The sequence below is a fragment of the Candidatus Palauibacter sp. genome, assembly GCF_965261555.1.
Lineage (GTDB): Bacteria > Gemmatimonadota > Gemmatimonadetes > Palauibacterales > Palauibacteraceae > Palauibacter.
This window is the reverse complement of sequence record NZ_OZ253465.1, coordinates 3,504,649-3,528,025: the sequence shown is the minus strand read 5'-3', so window position 1 is coordinate 3,528,025 and position 23,377 is coordinate 3,504,649. Positions and strand designations below refer to the sequence as shown.

The 23,377-nt window shown below is 68.9% G+C and carries 19 protein-coding genes; 17 read left to right on the top strand and 2 right to left on the bottom strand.

Annotated features, from left to right (window positions below):
• Positions 1-70 precede the first annotated feature (70 nt).
• The 6 genes from murQ to ispG all read left to right on the top strand — a co-directional run bounded on the left by murQ (position 71) and on the right by ispG (position 10,099).
• Positions 71-1,513: an N-acetylmuramic acid 6-phosphate etherase gene (gene murQ / locus ACQY5G_RS15355; RefSeq protein WP_428275400.1), complete on the top strand. Its 1,443-nt coding sequence runs from the start codon at positions 71-73 to the stop codon at positions 1,511-1,513.
• Positions 1,510-2,637 carry an anhydro-N-acetylmuramic acid kinase gene (locus ACQY5G_RS15350; protein ID WP_428275398.1) on the top strand — a complete coding sequence of 376 codons (1,128 nt, stop codon included), beginning with the start codon at positions 1,510-1,512 and terminating at the stop codon, positions 2,635-2,637. Before murQ ends, ACQY5G_RS15350 begins: the two co-directional genes overlap by 4 nt.
• Entirely contained in the window at positions 2,634-4,097 is a 1,464-nt protein-coding gene (locus ACQY5G_RS15345) for a glycoside hydrolase family 3 N-terminal domain-containing protein (protein ID WP_428275396.1), read from the top strand. Before ACQY5G_RS15350 ends, ACQY5G_RS15345 begins: the two co-directional genes overlap by 4 nt.
• A complete protein-coding gene (locus ACQY5G_RS15340; RefSeq protein WP_428275394.1) occupies positions 4,094-5,824 on the top strand; it encodes a sodium:solute symporter family protein in 1,731 nt (576 codons plus the stop codon). Before ACQY5G_RS15345 ends, ACQY5G_RS15340 begins: the two co-directional genes overlap by 4 nt.
• A 326-nt stretch (positions 5,825-6,150) precedes the next feature.
• Positions 6,151-8,790: a vitamin B12-dependent ribonucleotide reductase gene (locus ACQY5G_RS15335; RefSeq protein WP_428275392.1), complete on the top strand. Its 2,640-nt coding sequence runs from the start codon at positions 6,151-6,153 to the stop codon at positions 8,788-8,790.
• Between the two features lie 151 nt (positions 8,791-8,941).
• The gene (gene ispG / locus ACQY5G_RS15330; RefSeq protein ID WP_428275390.1) at positions 8,942-10,099 is read left to right on the top strand and encodes a flavodoxin-dependent (E)-4-hydroxy-3-methylbut-2-enyl-diphosphate synthase; all 1,158 of its coding nucleotides are present in this window, start codon (positions 8,942-8,944) and stop codon (positions 10,097-10,099) included.
• Between the two features lie 57 nt (positions 10,100-10,156).
• On the opposite strand, the gene rpsU is transcribed toward ispG, so the two are convergent.
• Positions 10,157-10,357, bottom strand: coding sequence for a 30S ribosomal protein S21 (rpsU, locus tag ACQY5G_RS15325; protein ID WP_310756486.1), 201 nt, complete (start codon positions 10,355-10,357; stop codon positions 10,157-10,159).
• 321 nt (positions 10,358-10,678) lie between these two features.
• Between rpsU and ACQY5G_RS15320 the strand changes: the two genes are divergently transcribed.
• The 11 genes from ACQY5G_RS15320 to ACQY5G_RS15270 all read left to right on the top strand — a co-directional run bounded on the left by ACQY5G_RS15320 (position 10,679) and on the right by ACQY5G_RS15270 (position 22,448).
• Positions 10,679-11,008: a hypothetical protein gene (locus tag ACQY5G_RS15320; RefSeq protein WP_310782035.1), complete on the top strand. Its 330-nt coding sequence runs from the start codon at positions 10,679-10,681 to the stop codon at positions 11,006-11,008.
• A gap of 33 nt (positions 11,009-11,041) precedes the next feature.
• The gene (gene pyk / locus ACQY5G_RS15315; protein ID WP_428275388.1) at positions 11,042-12,490 is read left to right on the top strand and encodes a pyruvate kinase; all 1,449 of its coding nucleotides are present in this window, start codon (positions 11,042-11,044) and stop codon (positions 12,488-12,490) included.
• A gap of 75 nt (positions 12,491-12,565) precedes the next feature.
• Positions 12,566-13,294: an MBL fold metallo-hydrolase gene (locus tag ACQY5G_RS15310; RefSeq protein WP_428275387.1), complete on the top strand. Its 729-nt coding sequence runs from the start codon at positions 12,566-12,568 to the stop codon at positions 13,292-13,294.
• Complete coding sequence (gene lepA, locus ACQY5G_RS15305) at positions 13,291-15,105, top strand: translation elongation factor 4 (RefSeq protein ID WP_428275385.1); 1,815 nt, start codon at positions 13,291-13,293, stop codon at positions 15,103-15,105. Before ACQY5G_RS15310 ends, lepA begins: the two co-directional genes overlap by 4 nt.
• Before the next feature lie 153 nt (positions 15,106-15,258).
• The gene (locus ACQY5G_RS15300; protein WP_428275383.1) at positions 15,259-16,251 is read left to right on the top strand and encodes an ROK family protein; all 993 of its coding nucleotides are present in this window, start codon (positions 15,259-15,261) and stop codon (positions 16,249-16,251) included.
• A 7-nt stretch (positions 16,252-16,258) separates the two neighbouring features.
• Complete coding sequence (locus tag ACQY5G_RS15295) at positions 16,259-17,284, top strand: hypothetical protein (RefSeq protein ID WP_428275381.1); 1,026 nt, start codon at positions 16,259-16,261, stop codon at positions 17,282-17,284.
• Positions 17,281-18,183, top strand: coding sequence for a hypothetical protein (locus tag ACQY5G_RS15290; protein ID WP_428275380.1), 903 nt, complete (start codon positions 17,281-17,283; stop codon positions 18,181-18,183). Before ACQY5G_RS15295 ends, ACQY5G_RS15290 begins: the two co-directional genes overlap by 4 nt.
• A gap of 4 nt (positions 18,184-18,187) precedes the next feature.
• On the top strand, positions 18,188-18,763 hold the full coding sequence (locus ACQY5G_RS15285) for a hypothetical protein (protein WP_428275378.1): 576 nt from the start codon (positions 18,188-18,190) through the stop codon (positions 18,761-18,763).
• Complete coding sequence (locus ACQY5G_RS15280; RefSeq protein ID WP_428275376.1) at positions 18,760-21,159, top strand: penicillin acylase family protein; 2,400 nt, start codon at positions 18,760-18,762, stop codon at positions 21,157-21,159. Before ACQY5G_RS15285 ends, ACQY5G_RS15280 begins: the two co-directional genes overlap by 4 nt.
• Before the next feature lie 108 nt (positions 21,160-21,267).
• Positions 21,268-21,519 (top strand): NifU family protein, encoded by a 252-nt coding sequence (locus ACQY5G_RS15275; RefSeq protein ID WP_310782021.1) that lies wholly within the window; start codon positions 21,268-21,270, stop codon positions 21,517-21,519.
• 14 nt (positions 21,520-21,533) lie between these two features.
• Positions 21,534-22,448, top strand: coding sequence for an Mrp/NBP35 family ATP-binding protein (locus tag ACQY5G_RS15270; RefSeq protein WP_428275374.1), 915 nt, complete (start codon positions 21,534-21,536; stop codon positions 22,446-22,448).
• Positions 22,449-22,460: 12 nt separating this feature from the next.
• On the opposite strand, the gene ACQY5G_RS15265 is transcribed toward ACQY5G_RS15270, so the two are convergent.
• Complete coding sequence (locus ACQY5G_RS15265) at positions 22,461-23,342, bottom strand: hypothetical protein (protein ID WP_428275372.1); 882 nt, start codon at positions 23,340-23,342, stop codon at positions 22,461-22,463.
• Positions 23,343-23,377: the final 35 nt, after the last annotated feature.

The window sequence follows — 23,377 nt, the reverse complement described above, 5'->3', positions numbered from 1 at the left end:
GTTTGCGCCAAATGTACCCGGACGCCGCGAACTCCAGCAACGAGCCGCAGGGCTCCCGAGGACCTGACGCTTGGATCCCCGCCTGACCGAGGGGCGCAACCCGCGTACCCGCGCCATCGATCGCGCGGACAGCGCAACGATCGTCCATATGATACAGGCGGAAGATCGCGCGGTGCCGGAGGCCGTCGCCTCGCAGGCCGATGCGCTCGCACGTGTCATCGATGATGTGGTGGAGCGCTTCCGTCGCGGCGGGCGTCTCGTCTACGTCGGCGCGGGGACGAGCGGCCGCCTCGGCGTGCTCGACGCGGCGGAGTGTCCGCCCACGTTCGGCGTCGACCCGGGGCTCGTGGAGGCGATCATCGCAGGGGGCCCCGGCGCGCTCGTGCGAAGCGCCGAGGGAGCGGAGGATTCCCGGAAAGGCGGGGGTGAGGCGGTGCGGACGTTCGGCGTTTCGCCCGCGGACCTCGTGCTCGGGATTGCGACGTCGGGGACCACGCCGTACGTCCTCGGGGCGCTGGCGGAGGCGGCGGCGCGCGGGGCGGGGACCGCGTTTCTCGGCTGCACCGCACCGCCCGGGGAGGTCACGGAGGTGGTGGACCACCTCATCCTGCCGCTCGTGGGGCCCGAAGTCATCGCGGGTTCGACCCGCATGAAGGCGGGGACGGCGACGAAGCTCGTACTGAACACGATCACCACGGGGGCGATGATCCGCAGCGGCCGCGTGTTCGAGAATCTCATGGTCGACCTGCGGGCGCGATCCGCGAAGCTGGTCGACCGCGGGCTCCGCATCTTCGCCACGCTCACGGGGGCGTCGCGCGAGGAAGCGCGCCGCGCGCTGATCCGCACGGGCGGCGCGGTAAAGACGGCGCTCGCGATGCATGCGTTGCGCGTCGACCGTGCTCTGGCGGAGCGATATCTGGACTGCGCGGATGGCTTCCTGGGCGTCGCGGTCGAGCGCTTCGGCGGCCCGGAGCGTCCCTGCTACGGGGGCTACCCGGCGGCTCCGGGCTGGCCCGACGGCGCGGCGCTGCTCGCGCGGCTGAGCGAGGCGCCAGCCCGTCTCGTCGCCGCGCGCGCGGCCGGCGCGGCGGCCGAAGCGAAGGGGCAGCGCATCGCGGCGCGTCGAACCGCGTGGACGCCGGGCCAGCACGCCGCGCACCTGGCGGATTTCGAGCGAAATGCCGTGCGTCCGCGGGTCGAGCGGTGGCTCGCATCCGCCGACTCTGGAGGGCCCCTCCCGACCTTCGAGGACTGGACGGCGGACGCCCCTCCGTCCGAACGCGGCTTCCAGACCGAGACCGCCGGCTTTTCCGCGGAAAGGACGCGCACCGTGGCCGCCGTGGCCGACGGTCCGGAGCCGGTCGCCGCGGCCCTCTCCCGTCGCGCCCGCGTCGGCTCCGAGACGCTGACGCTGTATCAGTTTCTGCGGGGCGTCACGCAGCACGACGCGGCGCACGAAACGAGGCTGCGGGAGCGCGTGCACCCGGCCTTGCTGGCCGAGGCGGACGGGTGACCCTCTGGGTCGGCGTGATGTCGGGAACTTCGCTGGACGGCATCGATGTCGCCGTCATCGAGGCGGCGGGCGACGGCGAGCGGCCGGCGGACTGGCGCGTCGTCGCCTTCGAGACCGAGAGCTACGACAGCGCCGCGCGCGCAAGGATCGCCACGGCCATCACCTCGGGGAGCGCCGCAACGATCTGCGCGCTCGACTTCGAGCTGGGCGAGAGGATCGCAGCGGCGGTGAACCGGACGCTGGCTTCCGCCTCGCTCCGGCCGGCAGACGTCGAAGCCATCGGCAGCCACGGCCAGACCGTGTGGCATGAGCCTCCGGCGGGCGCCCGGGGAGGGTCGACGCTGCAACTCGGCCAGGCGGCGGTCATCGCCGAGCGCACCTCGTGCGCGGTCGTGTCGGACTTCCGGGTACGGGACGTGGCGGCGGGCGGGGAAGGCGCGCCTCTCACGGCCTATACCGACTGGCTCCTCTTCCGTGCACCGGAATCACGCGCGATTCAGAACATCGGCGGAATCGGCAACGTGACGGCGCTACCCGCCGAATCCAGTGGAGCGACGCCGCAGGCCTACGACACCGGTCCCGGGGTCGTACTCATCGATGGCGCGGTCGAGTTCCTCACGGAAGGGCGATCCCGCTTCGATCTCGACGGGGGAATGGCGCGGCGCGGCGCGGCGAGCGAAGACGCCCTCTCCGATTGGCTGAGCGATCCGTTCTTCCGCCGGCCTCCGCCCCGTTCCACCGGGCGCGAGCGCTTCTCGCGGGACCGGCTGCTGGAATGGCTGCGGAGACATGCCGCGCTCTCACCCGAAGACACGATCGCCACCCTGACCGAACTCACCGCGCGCACGATCGCGGACGCCTACCGATGGATCGAGGAGCCTCCCGCGGCGTGCTACCTCTGCGGCGGCGGAGCCCGGAACCCGGTCCTCGCATCGCGGCTGGAGCGGCTGCTGGATCCCGTGCCCGTCCGCGACCTGTCCGCCCTCGGCCTGGACGCGGACGCCCGCGAGGCCGTGGCCTTCGCGTTCCTGGCGAGACAGCATGTGCTCGGGTATCCGGCCAACGCCCCATGGGCCACTGGTGCGTGCGGTCCCCGACTTCTCGGAGTGCGGACCGCCGCGTGATCCGGCCCCACCCGGACCCGGCCCGGGTCGTCATCGAGGCCCTCCGGCTCGACCGCTGGTCACCGGACGAAGTGGAGAGGCGTGCGGACCGGGCGCTCTCGCTCGGCGTGGGAGGGTTCATCCTGTTCGGCGGCGAAGCGGAACGCGTCGGTCGTCTGGTCGAACGGATCCGCGACGATGCGGCGCGGCCGCTCTGGATCGGGGCGGACCTCGAGCGGGGCGCGGGTCAGCAGATCCGCGGCCTGACCGAGTTGCCGCCGCCCGCGGCTCTCGCGGCGGCGCAGGATCCGGGCGCCGCAGTCGCCGCGGCGGGTCGCGTCACGGCTCGGGATGCGCTGTCCGTCGGGATCAACTGGGTGATCGCACCGGTGCTCGATCTGGATGCGGAACCCGACAACCCGATCATCGCCACGCGCAGTTTCGGCGCGGATCCGCGGCGTGTCGGAGAGCTGGGCCTCCGCTGGATCGACGCCTGCCAGGCCGCCGGAGCCGCGGCGTGCGCGAAGCACTTCCCCGGCCACGGCAGAACGACCGAGGACTCACATATCGGACTTCCCTCGATCGATGCCGCCGCCGAGCTCCTCGAGGAGGACCTCGCGCCTTTCGCCGCCGCCGCGGACCGGGTCGCAAGCGTGATGGTGGCGCACGTCGCCTATCCGGCTCTCGGCGGCGAGCGGGCGGCGACGGTGGAGCCGAAGATCGTCTCGGGGCTCCTTCGCGGACGGCTGGGCTTCGAAGGGGTCGTGACGACGGACGCGATGATCATGGGCGGCGCCGGCCCCGACGATGCGGGCGCTGCCGTCGAGGCGGTCGCCGCGGGGTGCGATCTCATCTGCTACCCGGCCGATGCCGGCGTGACGATCGCGTCGCTGGCGCGGGCCGCCGACGACGCGCGCTTTGCCGCCAGGCTCGAGGAGGCCCTGACCCGCTCGGCCCGCAACCGCCCGCCCGCCTCGCCGACGTCGCGGCCGGAGTTCGAGCCGGTCGCCTTCGCCCGGGATACGATCGTGGGGGATGGGGAGGTCGTGAGCGGCTGGACGCCGCGGGTGCCGACGCGGGTCGTCGGAGTGTCGGACGACCCCGACGTCGGGCCGCCGGCCGGCCGGGCGGGAGCGTTGGGCACGATCGTCGCCGACGAGCTGCGCGCGACCGGCTGGCGGATTACGGACAACTCCGACGCGGGGCAGTGCGTTGTCGTGCTCGCCGCGACGCCTCGGGGCTGGAAGGGCCGCGGCGCGCCCGCGGCCGAAGTCGTCGAGCAGACGCGCGCCCTCATCCGCTCGGCACGCCGCGGCCTCGTCGTCCTGCTCGGCCACCGCCGCTGGCTCGATGTGCTCGGCGTCCCCGGCATCTGCGCGTGGTCCACCGAGACGGTGATGGAGCGAGCCGCCGCGGATTGGCTGTGCTCCGCAATCGGTGCGGCGGCGGCGGAGACGCGGCCCGGCAGGGCAGTCCGTTGAGTCCGGTCGACTGGTGGATCGTCGCGATCTACCTCGCGCTCACGTTCGGCGTCGGACTGTGGCTCTCGCGCCGGGCGCGCGGGAGTATCGTCGACTTCTTCGTCGGGGGACGCGCGCTGCCTTGGTGGCTCGCGGGCACGTCGATGGCCGCGACCACCTTCTCGGTGGATACGCCGCTCTATGTCTCGGCCCTCATCGCGCGCCGGGGCATCGCCGGCAACTGGGAATGGTGGTCGTTCGGCCTCTCCCACCTCCTCCTCATCTACCTCTTCGCGCGTCTGTGGCGCCGCGCCGGGATCGTCACGGACGTGGAACTGACGGAACTTCGCTACGGCGGCCGGCCCGCCGCCGTCCTGCGGGCCACGCGCGCCTTCCTGTTCGCGGTGCCGATCAACTGCATATCGATCGGCTTCGTCATGCTCGCCATGCGCAAGGTCGTCGAGGCTCTCGGGCTCCTCCCGGACCTGTCCGGCTGGCTGCCGGGGGACGAGCGCCTGTGGGCCGTCGTGGCCCTCTCCATCTTCGTGCTCGCCTACGCGAGCATCGCCGGGCTGTGGGGGGTCGTCGCGACGGACTTCTTCCAGTTCTTTCTCGCCCTCTTCGGGGCCATTCTCGTGGCCGCCTTCGCCCTCGCGGAAATCGGGGGGATCGCGGAACTCAAGGCCCAGCTCGCGGCTGCGGGGAGGAGCGATGTACTGGGGATGGTCCCCAGGCCGGGGTCCGAAGCCCTCCCGTTCGGGACCTTCCTCGCCTACCTCGGCATACAGTGGTGGGCGTTCCGCCGCTCCGATGGCGGGGGCGAATTCGTGCAGCGTCTCCTCGCCTGCCGCACCGAAGCGGACGCCGAGCGCGCCGCATGGTGGTTCGTGTGGCTTCACTACGTGGTCCGCGCGTGGCCGTGGGTGCTCGTCGGACTCGTGGCCGTCGTCGTCTTCCCGGATCTGGCCGATCCCGATCTGGGATACCCGATGCTCATGCTGCGCTACCTTCCCGCCGGCCTCCTGGGTCTCGTCGTCGCGTCGTTCTTCGCCGCCTTCATGTCGACCGTCTCGACACAGATCAACTGGGGCGCGAGCTACCTCGTGAACGACCTCTATGCCCGCTTCATCGACCCGGACGCCTCGTCCGCGAGACTCGTGTTGCTGGGCCGGCTCGCCTCGGCCTGCATCGTTGCGGCCGCGACGGCTGCAGCGTTCTTCGCCAACGACATCGGGGCGCTCTTTCGTTTCATGATCGCCATCGGCACGGGGCCCGGAGCGGTGCTCATCCTGCGCTGGTTCTGGTGGCGGGTGAACGCCTGGGCCGAACTCGCCTCCATGCTCGCCGGCTTCGCCATCGCGCTCTGCTCCTATCTTCCGGCGTTCGGCGCGATGGAGTTCGGTACGCGGCTCGCACTGACCGCCTTCGGATCGGCGGCGGTCTGGCTTCCCGTGATGTGGCTCACGCGCGCCGAGGAGGAGGCGACGCTGCTGGAGTTCTATCGACGGGTGCGGCCCGCCGGACCGGGCTGGCGCGCGATCCGTGAGCGCGCGGGCATTTCTCCCGACCTTCCCCTCCGCGAGGCGCTCCTGCGGACGGCCGGCGCCACGCTGCTCCTCTTCGGGGCGATGTTCGCCCTCGGCGCCACGCTGCTGCTCGAGCCACGGACCGCCGCCCTCTCCGCCGGCGTCGCCGCCCTCGGCGGAATCGGGCTCTGGATCCTGCGCACCCGGCGGGCGCTCCGGTAGCCCGCGAGGCGGTTTCCCGGCTTGACCACAACATATGGTGTAGTTATCATCTGGAGGCCACCACATATAGCGGTACGTGTGGAAAAACACGCACTTTGTGTGGAAAGGCTGTGGAGTCGTGGAAAACCTCCCCACGATCCACAGCGATCGCATACGAAGAACCAGAAACGATGGGCGCGGGGTACGTCGATCTCCGCGCCCGTCAGGCTTCCCGGCCTAGGCCGGCATTCGACTCGCGCGGTCGTCGGGTCCCGGCCGAAGCCGGTTTTTTCCGCGAATTGGCTTGATTTGTGGACGGTCGAGAACAGGAAGGCGGGGGGGCGGCAATGAATCCACCGGATGTGGCGGTGCGGGAGGGCGCGTCGACGAGCGCCCCGGTACGGGGTGAGATGCGGGTGGGATCCAACGCCAGGCCGGCCGACCTCGCCGAGCCCGGACTTGCCGAGAACGCGCGGACGGTGCTGGCGCGCCGGTATCTGAAGAAGAATGACCGCGGCGAGCCCATCGAGGGGCCGCGCGACCTCTTCTGGCGCGTGGCCGATGTCATTGCGTCGCAGGATGGCCGCTACGGGGCGACGGACGAGGAGGTCCTCGGGCGCACGGAGCGCTTCTATCACCTGATGGCCGACGGCATCTTCGAGCCGAACAGCCCCACGCTCATGAACGCCGGGCGTCCGCTCGGGCAACTCTCCGCGTGCTTCGTGCTTCCCGTTCCGGACAGTCTCGACGGCATCTACGAGACGCTGCGGGACATGGCCCTCATCCATCAGAGCGGAGGCGGCACCGGGTTCGGCTTCAGTCGCCTTCGTCCTTCCGGTGACGTCGTCAAGTCGACGATGGGCGTGGCGAGCGGCCCGGTCAGCTTCATGGAGGTCTATGACGCCTCGACCGAGGCCGTGAAGCAGGGCGGGACGCGACGGGGCGCGAACATGGGCATCCTGCGCGTCGATCATCCGGACATCCGCCACTTCATCGAGTGCAAGGCGGACAAGACCCGGATCACGAACTTCAACATCTCGGTCGGCGTCACCGACGCCTTCATGGCGGCGGCCCGGACGGGTTCGGACTACGATCTCATCAGCCCGAGGACCGGCGACGTCGTGGATCAACTGAACGCCGAGGAGGTGTTCTCGAGCATCATCTCCAGCGCGTGGCGGAACGGCGAGCCCGGGGTCTTCTTCATCGACGAGGCGAACCGCTACAACCCGGTCCCGCACCTCGGCGGCTACGAAGCCACGAACCCCTGCGGCGAACAGCCGCTGCTTGCCTACGACGTGTGCAATCTCGGCTCGATCAACGTTGGCTACTTCGTCGACGATCAGGGTCGGATCGACTGGGACGGGCTCGGCGATGCCGTCCACGAGTCGACCCGTTTCCTCGACAACGTCATCGATGCCAACCGCTACCCGCTCCCGAAGATCGAAGATCTGTCCCAGCGGATCCGCCGCGTCGGCCTCGGGATCATGGGATGGGCCGACATGCTCGTAAGGATCGGCGAACCCTACGGCTCCGAGCGCGCCGTCGAACTCGCGCGCGAGTTGATGGAGTTCGTCGACGAGGAGTGCAAGGTCGAGTCCGAACGGCTGGCCGCCGAGCGCGGCGTCTTCCCCGAGTGGGAGCAATCGATCTGGGGTCCCGACGAGACGTGCGCGCGGGACGCCGACGGCAATCGGATCCGCCCCGAACGCCGGCTCCGCAACTGCAACCTGACGACGGTCGCCCCCACGGGGACCATCTCGATCATTGCGGGGTGTTCAAGTGGGATCGAGCCGCTGTTCGCAGTCGCATTCATGAGGAATCAGGCAGGCGTGCTGATGCCGGATGTGAATCCGGACTTCGTGCGCCGTGCGAAGGAAGGGGGTTGGTACTCCGAGGAGCTGATGCAGCGCATCGCCGACGAGGGCCACATCCACTTCGATGAAGTGCCGGGGGATGTTCAGGGGATCTTCGTTACGGCGCACGATGTTCCGCCCGAGCAGCACATTCGCATGCAGGCGGCATTCCAGGCGCATTGCGACTCCGCCATCTCGAAGACGTGCAATTTTGCGACGACCGCCACGGAGGAGGACGTGCGCAAGATCTACGAGATGGCGTACGAGTTGCGGTGCAAGGGGGTCACCGTCTACCGCGATGGGTCGCGTGACGAGCAGGTGCTGTCGACGGGCAGTACGGCGAAGGATGTCCAGCGTCAGACGAGCGAGAGCGGCTCGGCCGTTGCGGCCGACGGAGTCCAGCTCGAAGCCGTCGATGTGGAGCCCGAACTCGCCGGGGATCTCGCGGGCACGCTGGAGCGGCTCGCCGCCGCGGAGGTGCAGAACAGCGAACTTCAGACGCACAACCGGAAGCTCGAGAAAGCCGTCGAGGAGAAGCAGCGGCGGATCACCGAGCTCGAAGGTTCCAGAATGCGTCGCGTCGAGAGACGGCAGCGACCCGCCGTTCTGCGGGGCCACACCCGGCAGATCGAATCGCCGCTGGGCACGATGTACGTGACGATCAACGAGGACGAGCAGGGTCGCCCGTTCGAAGTCTTCGTCGCCCTCGGCAAGACCGGAGGGGCGGCGATGGCGGATGCCGAAGCCATCGGAAGGCTGTGTTCGCTCGCCCTGCGCTCGGGGATTTCACTGCGCGATGTGCACAAGCAGTTGCGCGGGATCTCTTCCGACCGGGCCGTCGGACTCGGCGCGAGCAAGGTGCTCTCCGGCCCCGACGCGATCGCTCAGGTCATCGAGCGCTACCTCGAGGAGAAGGAAGGGATTCAGCAGACGCTTCCCATCGAGGATGTCGAGACCGCCCGGAGAAAGAACGCGAACGGGGGCGCCCGGTCGGCGCAGCGCCCCGTGATCGAACGTTACCAGGAGTCGGCGGCCCGGCTGTTCATGGGCGTGTGCTCGGAATGCGGGAGCAGCCTCGCCTTTGAAGAAGGCTGCGCGAAGTGCTACGCTTGCGGCTACAGCGAGTGCGGCTGACGCCACAGGTTCAACCACCGGCGTAGCGGCCTCCGGCGGGGTTTCCGCCGGGGGCTGAGGGATCCGCGCAACTCCGTCGGGGGCCTGCCACTTGAACACACCTTCTTCTTCACGCCGCTCGACGAGATCGGTCGACATCGGAGGCGTCCGCGTGGGCGGCGCCCACCCGATCGTCGTCCAGTCGATGACGAACACCGATACGGCGGACGTGGCGGCCACGGCGGATCAGGTCCGGGCACTGTTCGAGGCGGGCTCCGAAATCGTCCGCATCACGGTGAACACGTCGCGTGCCGCGGCGGCCGTGCCGAAGATCGCGCGGCGTCTCGAAGACCAGGGCATCGACGTCCCGCTCGTCGGCGACTTCCATTTCAACGGGCACATCCTCCTTCCCGGTCATCCCGATTGCGCCGCCGCCCTCTCCAAGTTCCGCATCAACCCGGGGAATGTCGGCCGAAAGCGGCGCGATGAGCAGTTTGCGACGATCGTCCGCTGCGCGATCGAGCACGACAAACCGGTCCGCATCGGGGTCAACTGGGGCTCGCTGGATCAGATGCTCCTGACCCGGATGATGGACGAGAACGCGCGCCGGACGGAGCCGCTCGATGCGCACCGGGTGACCCTCGACGCGATCGTGGAGAGCGCGCTGGCTTCCGCCGAAGCCGCGGAGGGCCTCGGTCTCGGGCCCGACCGGATCGTGCTGAGCGCGAAGGTGTCGCGCGTACCGGATCTCGTGACCGTGTACCGGGAACTCGCGTCCCGTTGCGACTACCCGCTGCACCTCGGACTCACGGAAGCGGGGATGGGGCGGAAGGGCACGGTCGCGTCCTCGGCCGCCCTCGCCATCCTGCTCTCCGAGGGGATCGGCGATACGATTCGCGTGTCGTTGACGCCGGAACCGGGCGCCGACCGGACCGAGGAAGTCCGCATCGCGCAGCAGCTGTTGCAGTCGCTCGAGTTGAGGAGCTTCAAGCCTCAGGTGACGGCGTGCCCCGGGTGCGGAAGGACGACGAGCACCTTCTTCCAGCAGTTGGCGCTCGATGTCGAAAGCCATATCGCGGATCGTCTTGCGGCCTGGCGGGAGCACTATCCCGGCGTCGAGGATCTCTCCGTGGCCGTGATGGGGTGCGTGGTCAACGGGCCCGGCGAGTCGAAGCACGCGGATCTCGGCATCTCGCTGCCGGGGGTGGCCGAGGCGCCGACCGCGCCGGTCTACGTCGATGGCGAGCACCACTCGACGCTGCGCGGCGATGGGATCGTGGAGGAGTTCCTGCAGATTCTCGACGGGTACGTCGAACGCCGCTTTTCCTGAGACTGCGGGGAGAACCGCCGGCCAGGGCGGGTCTTTGGCCAGCGGCGGGGTCTTCGGCTAGCGGCGGGCCTTCTGGCGACGCCGACGCCGACGCCGACGCCGTTCCGCCGCCTTCATCTTGCGACGGCGCGCCTCGCTCGGCTTCTCGTAGAACCGGTGCTTCTTGATGTCACGGAAGATCCCGGCTCGCTGAACCTTGCGGCGAAACTTTCGCAGCGCGCGGTCGAGTTCTTCGTTGTCGCGTAGCGTGTACTGCAAGTGTATGCCTCCTGGCAGGGCAACTCGGACGGCCCGTAAGCGCAACGGGGCCGAAGTTTAGCGGCCCCCGCGGCAGCGCGTCAAATATCCCGCGCTCGTTCGGTCTCGGCTCGATCCCCTCCCGAGCGGCGTCGGGGGTCCGCTCCCGGCGCGAGATGGGGCGGGAAGTTTGCATCGAGGGCACGTTCAAGCCTATAGTAGGTCTTGGAAGCCCGAGGACCGTGCGGCTGGGATGAAGGGGAATCGAGGAGATTGTCCGACCTTCCGGCGGCACGGTCTTTTGCGTCTCTGGTTGCTACGTAAGGCGTAAGGAGGCTGGACATGGCAGGTCCCGTTGCCATCTCATCCGACGGCACCCTCGAAGTCGAAGGTCACGCCTATCTGATCCCCGCCGAGTTCTCCGCCCGCGAAGTCTACAGTTACCGCCGCCTCATGGAGCCGATCCCGGACATCCCCGGCGGAACGAGCCTCAACCCGGAACAGCGCCGCCGCCAGCGCGCTTACTTTCTCCGCCGCGCCGCCGCCTGTATCATCCCGGGCTTGCAGGTGAAATCCCTCGAGGGGCTCCCGCTCGGCCAGTTGCAGCACATGCACGAGTGGATCGTAGCCCACCGACCCGATCTCTCGGAGGCTGGCCGGCTGCCAGGATAGGAACCGTGGCCTCCCACGCCATTTGGGCCACGGATGAGCGCAGGTTTCCGCAGAGCGAAGATCGTCAGCACGATCGGACCCGCCTCCTGGGACCGGGACGTGCTGCACGACCTGATTGAAGCCGGCTCCGACGCAATCCGCATCAACTTCACTCACACCCCGACGGATCTCGCCGCCGGCCTGGTACGGAAGATCTCCGATATGGCCCGCGATGTCGGCCGGCCGGTGGCGATCATCGGCGATCTGGGCGGGCCGAAGATCCGGGTCGGGGACCTGCCCGGCGACCAGCTCGATATCGAGCCCGAAGGCACATACTGGTTCTTTCCCGAGGGCGAAGACGCTCCAGCGGACAGCTCGCCGCACCGCCAGATTCCGACCACCTATCCGGAGTTGGCCGAGGAGGTCGCGCCGGGAAACCGGATCCTGCTCGACGATGGTCACTTCGAGTTCGCGGTCCGCGAAGTCTCCGATGACCCCCCTTGGGTCTCGGCCGTGGCCTTCAGCGCCGGCGTCCTGAAGTCCCAGAAGGGGATCAACCTCCCGGGTGTGCGGGTCGGGGCGCCGGCGCTGACCGAGAAGGACATCGCGGACATCGAGTTCTCCGTCGAGCAGGTCATCGACTACCTGGCGCTGAGCTTCGTGCGAGAGCCGGCCGACCTCGAGACGACCCGTCAGAAGATGGACCGCGGGTGCCTGCTCATCGCGAAGATCGAGAAGTCGCAGGCGCTCGAGAATCTGGCGGAGATCCTGCCTCTGAGCGACGCGGTCATGGTCGCGCGCGGCGACCTCGGCGTGGAACTGCCGTACGAGGAAGTGCCGATGATCCAGAAGCGGATCATCCGCCTGGCACAGGAACGGGCGCGGCCGGTGATTACGGCGACGCAGATGCTGGAATCGATGATCGAGAGCCCGCAGCCGACCCGGGCGGAGGTGTCGGACGTCGCGAACGCATTGCTCGACGGCACCGATGCGGTGATGCTCTCGGCCGAGACCGCCGCGGGCGGGTATCCGGTGCGGGCCGTGCTTACGATGGACCGGGTCATCCGCCGCATTGAGCACGAGCGGCTGGGACGGACCGGACGGGTCGGCAAACAGGTGGAGGGTTTCTCGAAGATCCAGCAGACCACGTCGGGCGCGATCGCGGCGTCGTCGCTCATCGCGGTCGAGCGGGTGGGCTCGCCGTTCATCGTAACGTTCACGCAGAGCGGCTACACGGCCCGCATCGTGTCGGCGCAGCGTCCCTCGGTCCCGATCCTGGCGATCACGGACCAGTGGAGGACGTACAACCAGCTGGCGCTCGTGTGGGGCGTGCAACCGGTCCTATTCCACGGCGGCATCAGCTATTCGAGCATGCTCGACAAGGCCCGGCATGTGGCTCTCGAGCTCGGCATGGGCGAGGCGGGACAGCGTTTCGTGGTGACGGCCGGAGTCCCCTTCCACGTCCCCGGCACGACCAACATGATGCGCGTCGAAGAGTTGTGATCCGCCCCTTCCGCCACTGACGCCCGGCCCGTGAGAGTCCGTTTTCTCGGTACCGGTACTTCCTTCGGGGTTCCGGTGATCGGCTGCGACTGTGCGACCTGCCGCTCGCCGGACGCCAGGGACCGACGCACGCGCCACGGACTCCTCATCGAAACCGGCGGGACCCGTCTCCTTGTGGACACGCCCCCGGAACTTCGGCTTCAGCTGCTGCAGGCGGGCGTCGACCGGCTGGACGCCGTCTTTCTTTCGCACGAGCACGCGGACCATACGCACGGAATCGACGATCTGCGGGTCTTTTCGCTGCGGCAGGGTCGGCCCGTCCCGGTCTACGTGGCGCGCGAGTTCGACGCCGGCATCCGGAGGCGCTTCTCCTATATCTGGGGAGACACCCCGCGCCAGCCCGGATCCGCCGTGCCCCGACTCGATCTGATCCTCTTCGACGACCGCGACGTCATCGAGCCTTGCGGGCTCCCGCTGCAGGTCGTTGCGCTTCCGCACGGAGCGTACCGCAGCTACGGGTTCCGCCTCGACGGTCTCGGGGTCCTGATCGACGCGAAGTCCGTACCCGAGGATGCCATGGAGGTGTTCGCGGGCGTCGATGTTCTCGTCACGAACGCGCTCTGGTTCGGCGACCCGCACCCCGGACACTTCTCGATGGAGGAGGCCGCGGCGACGGCGCGTCGACTCGGGGCCCGACGCACGTACATCACGCACATCGCGCACAGGACGAGGCACGCGGAGATCGAGCGCCGCCTCCCGGCCGGCGTGATGCCGGCGTACGACGGACTGGTGGTGGAGCTGTGACGGCGTCCCGGGCCACGGAGCACATCCGGAACTTCTCCATCATCGCGCACATCGACCACGGGAAGTCGACGCTGGCCGACCGGCTGCTCGAGCGTACCGGCGCGGTGGATGAGCGCCGGATGCGCAAGCAGGTCCTCGACACGATGGATCTGGAGCAGGAACGCGGGATCACGATCAAGCTCAACGCGATCCGCATGGCCTACGGATACCGGGACGGGGTCGAGTATCAGCTCAACCTCATCGATACGCCGGGACACGTCGACTTCGCCTACGAGGTGAGCCGGAGTCTGGCCGCGTGCGAAGGGGCCCTCCTCGTCGTCGACGCCACGCAGGGCATCGAGGCGCAGACGCTCGCAAACCTCTTCCTCGCGCTCGAAGCGGATCTCGAGGTCGTCCCCGTCATCAACAAGATCGATCTTCCGGCGGCCGACCCTGAACGCGTGGCGGAGGAGATCTCGGAGTTGCTCGGTGTGGATCCCGCCTCGACGATCCGGACGTCGGCGAAGGAAGGGGTGGGGGTCGATGCGGTTCTCGACGCCATCGTCGAGCGCGTCCCGGCTCCGGGCGGAGACCCCGAGGCACCGCTGCGGGCGCTGATCTTCGACTCGCAGTACGACCGCTATCGCGGAGCGACGCCCATGCTGCGCGTCGTGGATGGCGAACTGCGCGAGGGCATGCGCATCGGGTTCGGACGCCACGACGCCGTCTACGACGTCGACGAGGTCGGCTTCATGCGCCTCGGGTTCGAGCGCGCCGGCGCCCTCCGCTGCGGGGAGGTCGGGTATCTCACGGCCCAGATCAAGAACGTGGGCCATACCCGCGTCGGGGATACGGTGCTGGACGCGGGAGACCGGGCCGCGGAGGTCCTCCCCGGCTACCGGGAAGCGAAACCAATGGTCTTCGCCGGCCTCTATCCGACGGACTCGGACCAGTTCGAGGAGCTCCGCGAGGCGCTCGAAAAGCTCCAGTTGAACGACGCCAGCCTCAACTACGAGCCGGAGACATCGGGCGCGCTCGGCTTCGGGTTCCGGTGCGGTTTTCTGGGGCTCCTCCACCTGGAGGTCGTGCAGGAGAGACTCGACCGGGAGTTCGGCGTCGACCTCATCACGACGCTGCCCAGCGTGGAATACCAGGTGACGCTCACGAACGACGACGAGATCCAGCTTGAAAACCCGTCGAAGATGCCGGACCGCGTCCACATCAGCGAAGTGCGGGAGCCCTTCGTCCGGGTTCGCGTGGTGTCTCCGGCCGAATACATCGGCGCGATCCAGAAGATCTGCCACGACCGGCGCGGGAAGTACGTCGACCTCCAGTACCTGGATCCGACCCGCGTCGAGATCTCGTATTCAATGCCCCTTGGCGAGATCGTACTCGACTTCTACGACAAGCTGAAGTCCGTCTCCCGCGGCTACGCTTCGCTCGACTACGAAGTGACGGGACACGAGCGATCGGACCTCGTGAAGCTGGACATCCTCCTCAACGGAGCGGCCGTGGACGCGCTCAGCGTCATCGTGCACCGGAGCCGGGCCTACGACTTCGGGCAGAAGATGGCCCGCAAGCTGAAGGAACTCATCCCGCGGCAGCTCTTCGACGTGGCGATCCAGGCGGCGATCGGGCGGGACGTGATCGCGAGGACGACGGTGAAGGCGCTGCGCAAGAACGTGACCGCCAAGTGCTACGGAGGAGACATCACGCGAAAGCGCAAGCTCCTCGAGAAGCAGAGGGAGGGGAAGCGGCGGATGAAGCAGGTCGGGAGCGTCGAGATCCCCCAGGAGGCCTTTCTCGCCGTCCTGCAGGTCGAAAGCGATTAGTGGAACTTCTGCGACACCACACCGCGGGATTTCTGCGACACCACCGATCGGCGGCTGGAGCGGTTCGGTCCGCCGGTCTATGATTCCCGTCCATGATCCTCCGAAGCGTGGTCGGCGGCGGATAGTCCCACCAGCTCGAAGCGGACAGGGGATGTGAGCGGAAGAAACCACATCATCGGTGTCGATCTCGGGGGAACCACGATCAGCGTCGGCGCCGTCCCCGTGGACGGCGGCACCGTGCTCGGCATGCGCACGCTGCCCACGGACGCCCACATCGGCGCGAAATTCGTCGTGGACCGGATCGTGTCGATGATCCACGAGGTCAAGCGCGATGCCGCGCGTGAGGGCGGATTCGGGGAGGATGCGATCATCGGGGTCGGAATGGGGGCGCCCGGCCCGCTGGACCGCGACACCGGCACCGTGATCGAGACGCCGAATCTGGGGTGGCGGAACTTCCCGCTCCGCGACCTGATCGTGAAGGGAACCGGGCTCGAGACCGAACTCGATAACGACGCGAACGCGGCGACGCTCGGGGAGTGGTGGCAGGGTGCGGGGCGCGGAGTGGACAACCTCGTGGGGATCACTCTGGGGACGGGGATCGGCGGCGGCATCGTTCTCGACGGCGCACTCTACCACGGGGCCTCCGACGCGGCCGCGGAGATCGGACACATGACGATCGATCCCACGGGCCGGAAGTGTGCGTGCGGCAACTACGGGTGCCTGGAAGCCTACGCCTCCGGGCCCGCGATCGCGGCCCGCGCGGTGGAAGGACTGAAGGCGGGCGCCGAGAGCATGCTGCTGGATCTCGTGGAAGGCGACCTGCGGGCGATAACGGCCGAAGCCGTATCCGATGCCATCGTGGCGGGCGACGAGTACGCCGCCGACGTGATGCGGGAGACCGCGGGGTACCTCGGGACCGGTCTGTCAAACCTCATCAACATTCTCAACCCCGAGATGATCGTGGTTTCGGGGGGAGTGACGCGTGCGGGCAGGCATCTCTTCGATCCGCTGCGCCGCGAGGTCAGGAAGCGGGCTCTGCGGCCGGCGGCCGAGGCGTGCCGGATCGTGCGCACCGAACTCGGCGGCCTGGGGGGAGTCATCGGCGCCGCCGCCGTGTTCCGCGTCGCGCGGCTCGGATCCCTCTGAGTCAGCGATGCCGCGGCTCGGGATCGTCGGGACGATGGTGTGGGATACGATCCGCGCGCGGGACGTCGGCCGGGAGGAGCCGGTCGAGGAATGGGGGGGGATCGCCTACGCGCTGGCCGCCGCCGACGCCGCCGCGGCAGAGGCCGGGGATGGCTGGACCCTGTTTCCCATCCTCAAGATCGGAAAGGACATGCGCGAGGCGGCGGATCTCTTCCTCGGGGAGCTCGAGCGGGTCGACTCCCTCGATGGCGTGTGGACCGTGACGGAACCGAACAACCGGGTCGAACTCGTTTACCTCGACGATGCGCGACGCTCCGAGAAGCTCACCGGCGGAGTACCGGGCTGGACCCGGGAGGAGCTCGTGCCCCTCGCACGCTCGTGCGACGCGATCTACGTGAATTTCATCGCGGGCTGGGAGGTGGATCTCCCCGCTGCGGCGGCCCTCCGGACGGCGGCGGAGGGTCCGGTCTACGCGGATCTGCACTCGTTGATGCTCGGCGTGGGGACGGACGGAGTGCGCTCTCCGCGTCCGCTCGAAGACTGGCGTGCCTGGCTCTCCTGTTTCGATGTCGTGCAGCTGAACGAGGAGGAACTCGGCACGCTGGCCGCGGGCTGGGAAGATCCGTGGGCGCTGGCCGCGGACGTCGTGGGTCCGGTCACGCGCGGCCTCCTCGTCACGCTCGGGGAGCGCGGCGCGGCCTGGGTCGCGACCCGCGGCTTCTGGAAGGTGCCGACGGATCCGCGCCCGCAGCCCGGCGCCGTCGCGCCCGCGGAAGCGCTCGTGAGCGGGAAGGTGGCGCCCGAAGCAACGGTCTCGGGGGGCGACCCGACCGGCTGCGGTGATGTGTGGGGGGCGACCTGCTTCGTCACGATGTTGAGCGGCGAGGATCTCGAGTCGTCCGTCCGGGCGGCCACGCATGCGGCGCAACGGAACGCCGGATTCCGCGGCGCATCCGGGCTCGGCGAATACCTCCGCTCCGAGACGGGCCTCCTGACCGGCAGGGCGGGAGGTCGGGCGCGGGGTCCCGCGTGAGCCGGGTCGTCCGCGTCCCCGAACGTCTGGACGAGTCCTCCTTCGAGACGCTGGTCCGGCGCGTCCGCTCGGAGGGAAATCCGAAGGCGCGTCTCCTGCTCGATGCCCGGTCCGTCGGCTGGGTTTCGCCGTACGGGCTCATTGGCCTTCTGGCGGTCGGTCAGGAGGCGCGGCTGCGCACGGGACTGCCTCCGCTGATCGAGCCTCCGCGAGATTCCGAGGTCCGCTCCTACATCAACCGCATGCGCTTCTGGCCCGCGGCCGCCCAGGTGTTCGACCTGAAGCGGCTGCCGAAACCGTCTCTCGAGATCTCCGACGCCCTCATCGAAGTCACGACGATTCGCTCCCACGAAGACGTCCATTCGGTGGTGGAGGGCGTGCGGGACCGTGCGCAGCGCATCCTGCACGACCGGCTCGGCTACCCCCGCCCCGCCGTGATCCACTTCTCCATCATGCTGTCGGAGGTGTGCCAGAACATCCTCGAACACGCCAACTCGATCGGCTGGGTGTGCGCGCAGCGATACCGGTGGCAGCGCCGTCTGGGCCGCGACGTTGTCGTGCTCGCCGTGATGGATGTGGGCGTGGGTTTCCAGGGCTCCCTGGGCGCCGAGCATGCGCGCCGATATGGAGAGCGGTGGTCGGCGGCAGCGGCGCTGGAGGCGGCCTTTCTGCGCGGAGAGTCGCGCTTCCAGGATCCCGGTCGCGGCCAGGGCCTGCAGGCGATCCGGAGCCAGATCATCAAGTGGAACGGCACCATCCGGATCCGAAGCGGCGATGCGAGTATCGCCCGGGTGCCGGACTGGGACGACGGCGAGCCGCTCAGCACGAATCTGCCCCGCTTTCCCGGCGCTCAGGTACTGATCGTCCTGCCCGAGCGGGTCGAGAGCGAAAGGACGTGATTGCGTGAGGCCGGCGGTCGCTCACACGACGCTGTTCAGCTACCTCGTCACGCGTCCCACCGGCCGGACGGTGCGGGCGACGGTCGAACGCCAGATCGCCGATGCGGGCCGCACGGTCCTCGCGGTCCTCGACCTGCGCCACGTCCCCGTGATCGATTTTTCCTGCGCGGACGAGATCGTCGCGAAGCTCGTCCTGCTTGCGTCGGACGCCTCCACGCACCGGTCCTTCATCCTCTTTCGCGGGATCGCGGAGCACCACCTCGGACCGATCGACTCGGTTCTCCGGCACCGGGGGCTCGCGGCCGCGGCCGAGAGCACCGATGGGGAACCGCTATTGATGGGCGCGCTCGATCCCGGCGCCACCGCGGTGTGGCGCGAGATCTGGAGTCTCGGCCGCACGGGCGTGTCTCCGCTCGCCGACCGGCTCGAACTTCCTCTCGACCGGGTGCGCGGGCTGCTCGATGACCTTGTCGCCCGGGCGCTCGTGATTCGTGACGGCGAGCGCTACGTGTCGCTCCACCACGCCCTGCTCGACGCGGGACCGACGTCTCCCGCTCCCACGGACCTTCGGGACCCATGAGCCTTCGGCGCCGTGCGGGAGTCGGACTGGCGGCCGGCCTTGCGATCGTGGGAGTTCTCACGACGTTTGCGTGGTTCCATCTGCAACGATCCATGCAGCCGCGATCCGGCCGGCACCTCCTCCCCGGTCTGGCGGAGCCCGCCGCGGTAACGTTCGACGAATGGGCGGTTCCCTCCATCTCCGCCGGGACCGAAGTCGACGCCATGCGCGTCCAGGGGTTCATCCACGCCTCCGACCGGTTGTGGCAGTTGGAGCTCTTCCAGCGGGTCGCGCGCGGACGTCTGGCCGAACTCTTCGGTCCGGTCGCCATCGACGCGGACCGCCTCGCGCGTACGCTGGACCTGTGGTCGGCGGCGGGCCGCGAACTCGACGACATCGGGGAGACGGATCGGGTCCTCCTCGAGGCATACGCGGAGGGCGTCAACGCCCGCATCGCAAGTTGGCGCGGGCCGTGGCCCCCCGAATTCCTCATCCTCGGCATCGAGCCGCAGCCGTGGAGTCCGCAGGCGTCCCTTTCGATCGGCCGCATCATGTCGCTGGACCTCTCGGAGTGGCGGGAGGAACTGGACCGGATGACCGCGCTCGCGACGCTCGACGCGGATCACCGGCGGGCGCTGGGGGCCGGATACCCGGCCTGGGGGCCCACCATCCTCCAGGACACCCTCCCCTCAGGCACGGCGCCGCCTCGGATCGCCGTTGCGCCGACCCCGATTCCCGCGGATCCGGGCGTCGCGGCCTCGTCCCCCGATCCTCTGATCTACCTTTCCCGCTTCGGCTTCCACGCCTCGAACTCCTGGGCGCTGGCGGGATCGCGCACTGCGGATGGCGCTCCACTGCTCGCGAACGATATGCATCTCGCCCTCCGGGCGCCGTCCACCTGGTACCTCAACTCCATTGCGGCCGAGGATTCAGAGCTGGCCGTCGCGGGCCTGTCGATCCCGGGAACCCCCGGCGTCATCGTCGGACTCAACCGGGATATCGCATGGTCGTTCACGAACGCGGAGGTGGACGACGCGGACTTCGTCGTCGAAGGCATCAACCTCGACGGGTCGATGTATCGCGACGCCGGCGATTGGCGACCCTTCGAGACCCGCACGGAGGAGATCCGCGTGCGGGGGCGCGACGAGCCGGAGACCTGGGTCGTACGTTCGACGGCACGCGGCCCGGTGATCACGGATGTCGTGCCGGCCGGAGGACTCACGCTGTCGCTGCTGTGGACCGGGCTCGAACCCGGGGGTCCTTTCGCGGCTCTCCTCGAGATGAACCGGGCCTCCGACGTGGACGCGTTCGTGGCGGCGGTCGCGCACTTTCGTTCGCCTCACCAGAACGTGGTCTATGCGGCGTCGAGCGGAGAGATCGGCTACCGCATGGCCGGGTCCGTGCCCCTGCGCCCGGCTGGAGAAGGCGCCTCTCCGATCTCCTTCGAGCGCCTGCCCGCGGGCTGGCCGGGCTTCTGGCCACCGGAGGCGATGCCCGCGTTGCGAGACCCGGAACGGGGATATCTCGTCAGTGCGAACAACCTCCAGGCCCGGGCACTCTTCGGACGGGTGGGCGCCTACTATCCGGCGCCATTCCGCGCCCGGCGCATCGATGACCTCGTGTCTCGCGCGACCGGCTGGACGGTGGAGGACATGCGCGAGACGCAACTGGACAGCCACAGCCTCTGGGCGGAGCGCTACCGGCCGCGCGCCGTGCGGGCCGCCCGCCGCGCGGGTCTCGATTCGCTCGCGCTCCAGCTCGAGGGCTGGGATCTGCGCACCGAGACGGCCTCCAGGGGCGCCGTACCCTTCTTCACCTGGCTCTACCGACTGCGCGAACTCATCGTCGCCGATGAGTTCGAGGACGGAGATGGCTGGTTCCCCGATCTCGCGTTCATGGAGATCGTCGAAACCGGAGACAGTGCCTGGATCGACGATGCGCGCACGCCGGAGGCCGAGCGCCTCGAAGCGCTGGAAGAAGAGGCGGCTCGCACCGCGGCGGTCGCGCCTGCGGGCTCATGGGGGGAAGTCCATCGCGAGCGGTCGGCCCACCCGCTCGGAACCGTGGCGCTCCTCGACCGCCTGTTCGGCTTCCACGTCGGGCCCTATCCGTCGCGTGGCGGCCCCCACACGGTTCGCCCCGACGCCCCGTCGCTGAGATCGCGTCTCGACTCCACCGCGTGGAGGTTCCCGGTCGTGAGCGAGTACGGTCCCAGCGCGAGATTCGTCGCTCGCGCCGCGCCCGCGGACATGGCGGGCTACTTTCTGCTGCCCACGGGCCAGGCCGGCAACCCGCTCGATCCACACTATCGAGACATGGGAGCCGTGTGGACCGAGAGTCCGCTCATCCCGCTCCGCCCGGGCCGGCCGTCCACGAGCGCGGAAAGCGAGCTTCTTTTCCTGCCCGGCTCTCGTTGACCGCCGGACGGCGGAATCCTACCTTTCTCAAGCCCTCCGGAACGTCGACTTCGGGGTGTCCGCAGGGCACGGAAACGCTCCCCCGACCCGCGCCAGGATCCAGAAGATTTGAGCACCGCCACCGTTGAGAGCACGCTCGACGAGATCGAGAGAGTCCTCGACGACATCCGTCCCGCGGTGCGCGCGGATGGAGGGGACATTCAGCTCGTTTCGTTCGACCCGGAGAGCGGGTGCGTCGCGGTTCGGCTCGTCGGCGCCTGCTACGACTGCCCCATGTCGACCGCCACGCTTCGGGCCGGGATCGAACAGCACCTTTGCCACGCGCTCCCAATGGTCCATTCCGTCGAGGCCGTCGCGTAGTCGAGCGTCAACCCGTGTCCGACACGCCGACCCGCGGCCCCCGGCCGCTTCCGATCATGGATCCCGCGCCCAAGCGTCCCGGGCCGCCCCCAAAGGGCGACGACGGGGGAGCGGCGCGCCGCCACCCCTCGCAGGCGCCTCCCATGCCGGGCGTGGGCCGCGTCGTCGCGGTGAGTTCGGGCAAGGGTGGTGTCGGGAAATCCACGATCTCCACGAATCTCGCCGCAACCTGGACCCGTCAGGGCCATCGCGTCGGACTGCTCGATGGCGACATCTACGGCCCGGACATCCCGACGATGTTCGGGATCCAGGAGAAGCCCCGAATCGACCGTGAAGAAGTCGTGCCGCTGGAGGCGCACGGGGTGAAGCTCATGAGCATAGGCTTCCTCATCGAGGAGGACGCCCCGGCGATCTGGCGCGGACCCATCATCATGGGAGTCATCCGCCAGTTCATTCAGCAGGTCGCCTGGGGAGAACTCGACTACCTCGTGATCGATCTGCCGCCCGGGACGGGCGACGCGCAGTTGTCGCTGTGTCAACTCGTGCGCGTGGACGGAGCGGTCATGGTGACGACGCCCCAGGACGTGGCGGTCGGCGGCGTGCTGCGCGGTATCCGGATGTTCGAGAAGCTCGATGTGCCGGTCCTCGGCATCGTCGAGAACATGCGCGGTTTCGCGTGTCCCGGGTGTGGCGAGACGCACGACATCTTCGGGGCCGGCGGCGGCGAGCGACTCGCGGGCTCGATCGACGTGCCCTTCCTGGGCGCCGTGCCGCTAGGTGTGTCGGTCCGCGAGGAGAGCGATCGAGGGGTCCCCACGTCGATCGGAAGACCGGACGCACCGGAAGCCCGGGCCTTCGCAAGCATCGCGTCCGCGGCCGTCGGCCGGCTGGAGGCGGTGGAGGCCTTGCGCGAGGAGGCTGCCGGCTAGCTAAGCCCGTGCTTAGCCGTGCTCCACGATGACGGATCCGAGCCCGGCGACCAGCGTGACTTCCAGCCGTACGCGCGCCGTCTCCCAGTTCGGACTCAGCCAGTAATCCCCCACCTTCTCGAAGCTCTCCGCACTCAGTGAGGCGAGTCCGCTCCGCCGAACGCGGACGCCGATGTGCGCCGGAACCCGCATCAGGAGTTCGCCCAGTCCCATCCTGATCTCGGCTTCGGCGCTCGATCGCCAGGATCCGGAGAAGTCCAGGACCACGTCGCCGACGAGACCGTAGAACTCCAGGCGCCGGAAGCGGGCATTGCCGAGGTTCTCGGCCATGAAGGCCGTGGCGCCCGACTTGATGGACAGCAACTCCATCGCCGCGCGGTTCTCGCGTGCGAAACCGACCTCGACATCGCTGGCGCCGGTGATGAGTTCAAGCTCCGTAAGGTGGGTGCCGCCGAGGTCCAGGCGCGCGCGTCCGGCGCCGATCCCGAGCCGCAGATTCGTGGGCACCGAGGAATTCAGCGACAGGTCCAGCCTCCCGGCTGCGTCCGCATCTCGAGGAAGGTCCTCGAGTTCGAGTTCCGGGTCGACCGACCACGTCGCATCGTCGGCAGCGCGCCCGTCCTCGGGAGACGACGACGCGGTCAGCCGAAGGTGTCCCGTTCGACCGACACGACGCCAATCGCGACGGGGAAGGGAACGTTCGGCGTCGTAACGGAGCCGCACATCGTAAAGCAGAGGTGTCTCCGAGGGGGATACGTCGAGCCGCCCGCCCGCGTACATGAGTTCGATTTCGAGCGCTTCCAGGTCGCCGATCTGCCGCGCTGCCCGGAAGTCCCGCCACTCCTGAGCCGCGACGGGCGCCAGCGCTCCGCCGAACAACAGGGAAACGAACACGGCCGGCAGCGCGCGCGCCGCGGCGCGGGCTATCG